The following is a 6,886-nucleotide window of genomic DNA, read 5'->3' as shown; positions in this document are numbered from 1 at the left end:
CCGCCCGCTCCGCCGCCGGCTCCGGTCGTGCCGCCGCCGGCCCCGCCGGTCGAGCCGCCCCCGCCGCCGCCCGCCGCGGCGGTCGAGCCCGCCCGGCCGACCCCGGCCGCACCGGAAGAGGTCGTACTCAAGGCCCGTCCGGTGCTGTTCGTCACCGGCCGGACCACCTGGGACGACGCCGAGAAGAAGATGGGCGAGGCCTTCGCCACCCTCAACGGCGCGATCAAGAAGTCCGGCGCCAAGCCGGCCGGCGGCCTCTTGGTGCAATATGTCGAAACCGACGGCGACGACGTCGGCTACAAGGCGATGCTGCCGGTGGTCGAGGCGCCCAAGGCCAGCAAGCTGCCCAAAGGCGTCAAGGCCGGGACCTCCCCGGCCGGCAAGGCCCTGAAGTTCGTCCACAACGGCTCGCTCGACGACCTCGAGGAGGTCTATGCCCGCATCGACGACTGGCTCGCCGGTCACGGGCTCGATTCCAAGACCGTGGTCGAGGAATACGACGCCGCCGCCCTCACCGCCCCGGAAGACCGCGTGGTGGTCGACATCTGGGTGTTCACCAAGTGAGCCTCGGCCCTCCCCCCACGGGGAGGGCCGCTCGCCGGCGCAGGCGACGCGATCGCCCGCGGATTCTTCGCGTCCCGCGCCGGCGTCTGCCCGCCGGCGGCCGAGAACATTGACTCCGCGGCCGCTCTCGCCTAGAGCTTCCGCCTCTCGCCGACTTCGTCGTCGATCTCCTGCCGACCGGGGCATCGCATAAGCCCCCGGAGGCGACCGTCCGCCAGCGCGTTGCGCCCGCGGGCGCGTTTTTGTTTGGGAGATCGGTTGCGCGGTCGGGCGAGGCCACGAGAAACGGACCCGAACCCATGTTCGAGAACCTGTCGGAACGCCTGTCCGGCATCCTGGACAAGCTCACCCGCCGCGGCGCCCTCTCCGAGGCCGACGTCGGCGAGGCGATGCGCGAGGTGCGTCGCGCCCTGATCGAGGCCGACGTCGCCCTCGACGTGGTCCGCTCGTTCACCGACAAGGTCCGCAACCGCGCCGTCGGCCACGAAGTGCTGCGCTCGGTCACCCCCGGCCAGCAGGTCATCAAGATCGTCCACGATCAACTCGTGGAGATGCTCGGTTCGACCGCCCGGCCGATCGACCTCGAGGCCCCGGCCCCGGTGTGCATCATGATGGTCGGCCTGCAGGGCTCGGGCAAGACCACCACCACCGCCAAGATCGGCAAGCGGCTGGGCGACCGCCACAAGGCCAAGACCCTGCTCGCCTCGCTCGACACCCGCCGCCCGGCGGCGCAGGAGCAGTTGCGGGTCCTCGGCGAACAGAATTCCATCGACACGCTGCCGATCGTCGTCGGTCAGACCCCGACCCAGATCGCCGAGCGCGCCATGACCGCCGGCCGCCTCGGCGGCTACGACGTGGTGATCCTCGACACCGCCGGCCGCACCCACATCGACGAGCCGCTGATGCTCGAGATGGCCGAGATCAAGAAGATCTCCAAGCCGCACGAGATCCTGCTGGTCGCCGACGCCCTGACCGGCCAGGACGCGGTCAATCTCGCCAAGTCCTTCGACCAGCGGGTCGGCATCACCGGCATCGTGCTGACCCGCATGGACGGCGACGGCCGCGGCGGCGCGGCGCTGTCGATGCGCGCGGTCACCGGCAAGCCGATCAAGCTGGTCGGCACCGGCGAAAAGGCCGACGCGCTCGAGGACTTCGATCCGGCCCGCATCGCCGGCCGCATCCTCGGCATGGGCGACATCGTCGCCCTGGTCGAGCGCGCCGCCCAGGACTTCGACGCCAAGAAGGCGGCCGACATGGCCGCCAAGATGAAGAAGGGTCAGTTCGACCTCGACGATCTCGCCGACCAGCTGCGCCAGATGAAGAAGCTCGGCGGCATGAAGGGCATCATGGGCATGCTGCCCGGCATGGGCAAGATGAAGGGCCAGTTGGACGGCTTCGACGAGAAGGTGTTCGACCGCCAGATCGCCATCGTCCAGTCGATGACCCCCAAGGAGCGCCGCAAGCCGGAACTGCTCGCCGCCTCGCGCAAGCGTCGCGTCGCCACCGGCTCCGGCACCCGCGTCGAGGACGTCAACAAGCTCCTCAAGATGCATCGCCAGATGGCCGACATGATGAAGGCCATGGGCAAGAAGAAGGGCGGCCTGCTCGGCGGCCTCGGCTCGATGTTCGGCGGCGGCGGCATGCCCGACCCGGCCGAGCTCGAGGCGATGGCCAAGTCCGGTCAGATGCCGCAGCTGCCGCCCGGCGGCCTCGGTGGCTTGGGCGGCGGCATGCCGACCCTGCCGCGCGGCATGACCCTGCCCGGGCTCGGCGGCCCCAAGGGCCCGCAGGGCCCCGGCTTCGGCCGCAAGAAGTGAATTCGCCCCGTCCGGTCGCCGCCGGCCTCGCCTCGCGAGGGTCCGACGGCGCGGCGGGAGAATGGACGATCCGGAATTCCGAGGGCGTGACCCGCCTTCGCTCGACACCGAAACGACAACGAAAGGAAGAGCCATGTCGCTCAAGATCCGACTCGCCCGTGGTGGCTCCAAGAAGCGCCCGATCTATCGCATCGTCGTCGCCGACGCCCGCGCCCCCCGCGACGGCCGCTTCATCGAGAAGGTCGGCACCTACAACCCGATGCTCGCCAAGGATCATGCCGATCGCGTCACCCTGGTGACCGAGCGCCTGACCCATTGGCTGTCCGTCGGCGCCCAGCCGACCGACCGCGTCGCCCGCTTCCTCGACACCGCCGGCCTGATCAAGCGCGAAGCGCGCAACAATCCGGAAGCCGCCGTGCCGGGCAAGAAGGCCCAGGAACGCGCCGCCGAGCGGGCCAAGAAGGCCGAAGCGGCGGCTGCCGCTCCCGCGGCCGAGTGACCTCGCGTGCCGCCGAGGGTGAGATCATGACCTCCGATCCGATCCTCGTCGGCCGTATCGGCGCCGCCCACGGCATTCGCGGCGAGGTGCGGGTCAAGGCCTTCACCGAGCCGGCCGAGGCGCTCGGCGACTACGGTCCGCTGATGCTCCCCGACGGGCGCCGGCTGACCATCGAACGGATGCGCGACCAGGGCACCATGCTGGTGGTCAAGTTCCGCGAGATCGCCGACCGCACCGCGGCCGAACGCTTCAACGGCCTCGACCTCACCATCGAACGCTCGGCGCTGCCGGCGCCCGACGACGAGGAGACCTTCTACCACGCCGATCTGGTCGGCCTGGCGGTGGTCGACGGCACCGGGGACACGCTCGGACGGATCGTCGCCGTGCCGAACTTCGGCGCCGGCGATCTGCTCGAGGTCCAGCCGGCCGAGGGCGGGACCTACTATCTGCCCTTCACCCGGGCCTTCGTGCCGACCGTCGACGTGGCCGGCGGCCGGGTGACGGTCGAACTGCCCGCCGACTTCTTCGATACCGAGGAGCCGACGGACGCCGAGACGGGGGACGACGCGTGACCGGCTTCGCCGCCACCGTGCTGACCCTCTACCCGGAGATGTTTCCGGGCCCGCTCGGGACGGCGCTCGCCGGCCGGGCGCTCGCCCGGGGCACCTGGACGCTCGACTCCGTCGACATCCGGGACTTCGCGGAGGGGCGGCATCGCTCCGTCGACGACACGCCGGCGGGCGGCGGACCGGGCATGGTCCTGCGCGCCGACGTCGTCGCCCGGGCGATCGACGCGGTGTCGGTCGGACCGGACGGGGCGGCGGATCGCCGTCCGCGCCTGTTGATGAGCCCGCGCGGGCGACCCCTGACCCAGGGGTGGGTGCGCGAGCTGGCGGCGGGGCCGGGGGTGATCCTGCTCTGCGGCCGCTTCGAAGGGGTCGACGAGCGGGTCGTCGAGGGCCGCGAGCTGATCGAGGTGTCGATCGGCGACTACGTGCTGTCGGGTGGCGAGATCGCCGCTCTGGCGATTCTCGATGCCGTCGTCCGCCTCCTCGACGGGGTGATGGGCAAGGCGGAATCCGGTTCGGAGGAGAGCTTCGAGGCCGGACTCCTGGAATATCCGCACTACACCCGACCGCAGGTCTGGGAGGGGCGGACGATCCCCGAGGTGCTGACCTCCGGTGATCACGGAGCCATCGCGCGCTGGCGGCGCGGGATGGCCGAGGCGATCACCGAAGCCCGGCGACCGGACCTGTGGGCGGCGCGTGTGCCGCCCGACCGGCGCCGGACATGACTTTCGGCCCCGCGACCTGCCCTTCGATGCGACGAGGGCATGACAAGGGGCGCGACTTCGAGTATGGACAACGCAACTTCTGACCAGGTGAGAGCCATGAACATCATCGAACAGCTCGAGAAAGAGCAGGCGGCCGTGATCGCCGAAAAGCGCACGATCCCCGCCTTCGCCCCGGGCGACACCGTCCGCGTCAACGTGCGCGTCGTCGAAGGCGCGCGCACCCGCGTGCAGGCCTACGAAGGCGTGTGCATCGCCCGTTCGGGCGCCGGCCTCAACGAGAGCTTCACGGTCCGCAAGATCTCCTACGGCGAGGGCGTGGAACGCGTGTTCCCGATGTACACCCCGCTGATCGAGTCGGTCGACGTGGTCCGTCGCGGCAAGGTGCGGCGCGCCAAGCTCTATTACCTGCGCGGCCTGACCGGCAAGGCGGCCCGCATCGTCGAGAAGAAGCAGGACCGCAAGGTCGTCACCGCCGCCGAGTGATCGGCGCCGCGCGTCCTCTGCCTACGAATGCCACGAGGCCGGGAGCGATCCCGGCCTTTTCGGCGTCGGGGTGGGGTGAGCGGCGCGTATTGCGGGCGGCGCTGTGCGGTGAGGGGCGGCGCAGCGAGGCGCGGCGAGGGTCGCACGGCTCGGGCGGGCGGATCGGGGGAGATCGCTCGACGGGGTCGGTTTCGCGGTCAATGCCGGCCGTGCCGGCTGCTTCCGAGCGGCAATCGGCGATCCTCGGGGAGCCTACCTGTGGACGTCCTCTCCCCCCTCGAGGGGGAGAGACAGAGAGGGGGGCCCAGACTCTCCCCCCGCGCGCCCGTCGAGGATGCAGCTACCCGCCCCCCCTCCCTGTCCCTCCCCCTCGAGGGGGGAGGGGACGAGGTGGCGTCGCACTCGAACAATCCTGTAGGCGGGGTTTTCGTCAACCCTTCGAGCCGGCAATGCCATCCTCGATGGATCGCGATGTCCCGGAACGCGGCTCGGGTGAGAACAATCGCCCACCGCACGGCCTCACCCCCGCGGGCACCCTCGCCCGCGGCCGTGCCCCGCGCGCCGTCAGTTGAACAGCCGGAACCGCTTCTTGGGATCGACCGCCGGGACTTCCGTATCCGGCCCCGGATCGTCGGGGAGATGCGGCAGGGCCGTCTCGACGCCGTTGCTGCGGCCGGTCGGGCCGATCGTCGGGGGGACCGCCGTATCCGGCAGATCGCGCTCCGGCGCCACGGTGATCGGCCGAGCGGCCGCTTGAGGCGGAGCCGTGACCGGCGCCTTGGCCGGCTCCGGCGCGACCGCGACGGGCTTTGCGGGTTCGGGCGCGACCGCCGCCTCGACCACCGGCGCGACCTCGGGTGCCGGTGGGGCTTCGATCGGCGTGATCGATCCCGACAGCGCCAGGGCCTCGTCGGGCCGATCGATCGGATCGGTCACCAATCCCGTCACTTCTTCCGGCGGCAGCTTCCATTCGAAGGCGTCGAGGCGGCCGGACACCGGCGACACCGGCATCCAGCGATCGGACACGAAGCCGTCGGCGACCCAGGTGCGGTCGCGCGCGGCGTGCACCGCCCGCGTCAGCCAGGCGCGGGCGGCGCCGACGTTGCCGTGCTCGCCCTCTTCGATCTCGGCCATCAACAGGCACACCCGCCGGCTCGGCCCCTGCGCCACGAAGGGCTCGAGCGACCGGCGCGCGCCGGCGAAATCACGCACGTCGATCTCGGCGCGGGCCATCGCCAGCGCACATTCGGGATGATGGGCGCGGACCTTGACCAGATCGCGGATCCGCGACAGCCGGTCCTGGACCGAATCCCCAGCCCTGAGATGGGCATAGGCCTCGGCCAGTTCGGGATGCGGCTCGACCTTCCAGGCGGCCTCCAGCACCCGCGCCGCCTTGCGCAGATCGCCGCCGCGGGCCACCAGCCGCGCCGCGACGCAGGCCGCCGGCACCAGACCGGGGGCGAGCCCATGGGCCTCGAGCGCGGTCGCGCGCACCACGTCGGGGGCCGCCTGCTCGCGCTCCAGCGCGTCGGCGGTCAACACCACGGCGCGCAGCCGACGGGCATCGGCCTTGTCGATCACCCCGTGCCGGCGGTTGCGCTCGATGGTCTCGAGCGCCCCCTGCCAGTCGCGCGACTGCGAGCGATATTCGACCAGCGCCTGACCGGCCCAGCCGAGCTTGGGGGCCGCCTGATTGGCGGCTTCGGCATGGGCCGCCGCGGCGAGCCCATCGCCCCAGCGCACCGCCTCGACATAGAGGCCGCGCAGGCCGAGCAGCCGCGTCGCCGGAACCTTGGCCATCGCCTCGAAGGCGGCGCGCGCGCCGGCGCGATCGCCGATCGACTGGGCCGACTGGGCTTCGAGCAGCAGCGCCAGCGGCTCGTCGCCGAGGATCCGCCGCGCTTCCGTCGAGAACTTCGCCGCGGTCGCCGGATCGCCGGCACCGACCGCGATCATGCCGCGCGACAGCGCCGCCCAACCCTTGTCGCGACGGCGGCGGCCGAAGAACGAGCCGATAGATCCCGGCGTGTTCCAGATCGCCCGGAGCACCGCCACGACCACCATCACCGCCACCACGAAGGCGACGACGCCGATCGCCACGGTCATCAGGTCGGTATCGACCCGGGTGCCCTGCCAGACGAATGTGACCTCGCCCGGCCGGTCGGCGAGCCAGGCGAAACCGAAGGCGAGAGCGAGGAGAAGGACGAGGAACGCCAGCAACCGGATCAT

Annotated in this window: 6 protein-coding genes and 1 pseudogene; 6 read left to right on the top strand and 1 reads right to left on the bottom strand. The window is 71.5% G+C overall.

Annotated features, from left to right (window positions below; all coding sequences use genetic code 11):
• From EYW49_RS14585 to rplS, 6 genes and pseudogenes are all read left to right on the top strand, one after another.
• On the top strand, nt 1–564 hold a 564-nt coding region (locus EYW49_RS14585), incomplete at its 5' end, for a GyrI-like domain-containing protein (protein ID WP_131310321.1).
• A 299-nt stretch (nt 565–863) separates the two neighbouring features.
• Nucleotides 864–2,381 carry a signal recognition particle protein gene (ffh, locus tag EYW49_RS14580; RefSeq protein WP_131310320.1) on the top strand — a complete coding sequence of 506 codons (1,518 nt, stop codon included), beginning with the start codon at nt 864–866 and terminating at the stop codon, nt 2,379–2,381.
• Between the two features lie 133 nt (nt 2,382–2,514).
• A complete protein-coding gene (gene rpsP, locus EYW49_RS14575) occupies nt 2,515–2,880 on the top strand; it encodes a 30S ribosomal protein S16 (protein ID WP_131310319.1) in 366 nt (121 codons plus the stop codon).
• Nucleotides 2,881–2,906: 26 nt separating this feature from the next.
• Nucleotides 2,907–3,452 (top strand): ribosome maturation factor RimM, encoded by a 546-nt coding sequence (gene rimM / locus EYW49_RS14570; RefSeq protein WP_131310318.1) that lies wholly within the window; start codon nt 2,907–2,909, stop codon nt 3,450–3,452.
• Nucleotides 3,449–4,174, top strand: a complete 726-nt coding sequence (trmD, locus tag EYW49_RS14565) for a tRNA (guanosine(37)-N1)-methyltransferase TrmD (RefSeq protein ID WP_228259617.1) — start codon at nt 3,449–3,451, stop codon at nt 4,172–4,174. Before rimM ends, trmD begins: the two co-directional genes overlap by 4 nt.
• 96 nt (nt 4,175–4,270) lie before the next feature.
• Nucleotides 4,271–4,636: pseudogene (gene rplS, locus EYW49_RS14560) on the top strand (50S ribosomal protein L19); the annotation flags it as partial.
• Nucleotides 4,637–5,221: 585 nt separating this feature from the next.
• Here rplS and EYW49_RS14555 read toward each other — a convergent pair.
• Nucleotides 5,222–6,886: a heme biosynthesis protein HemY gene (locus EYW49_RS14555; RefSeq protein ID WP_131310316.1), complete on the bottom strand. Its 1,665-nt coding sequence runs from the start codon at nt 6,884–6,886 to the stop codon at nt 5,222–5,224.

The organism is Siculibacillus lacustris, assembly GCF_004328075.1.
GTDB classification, from domain to species: domain Bacteria; phylum Pseudomonadota; class Alphaproteobacteria; order Rhizobiales; family Ancalomicrobiaceae; genus Siculibacillus; species Siculibacillus lacustris.
This window is presented reverse-complemented; position numbering and strand designations above follow the sequence as displayed.

Coding starts and splice junctions, on each gene's coding strand:
- ffh (WP_131310320.1), top strand. CDS start 864: ATGTTCGAGAACCTGTCGGAACGCCTGTCCGGCATCCTGGACAAGCTC.
- rpsP (WP_131310319.1), top strand. CDS start 2,515: ATGTCGCTCAAGATCCGACTCGCCCGTGGTGGCTCCAAGAAGCGCCCG.
- rimM (WP_131310318.1), top strand. CDS start 2,907: ATGACCTCCGATCCGATCCTCGTCGGCCGTATCGGCGCCGCCCACGGC.
- EYW49_RS14555 (WP_131310316.1), bottom strand. CDS start 6,886: ATGATCCGGTTGCTGGCGTTCCTCGTCCTTCTCCTCGCTCTCGCCTTC.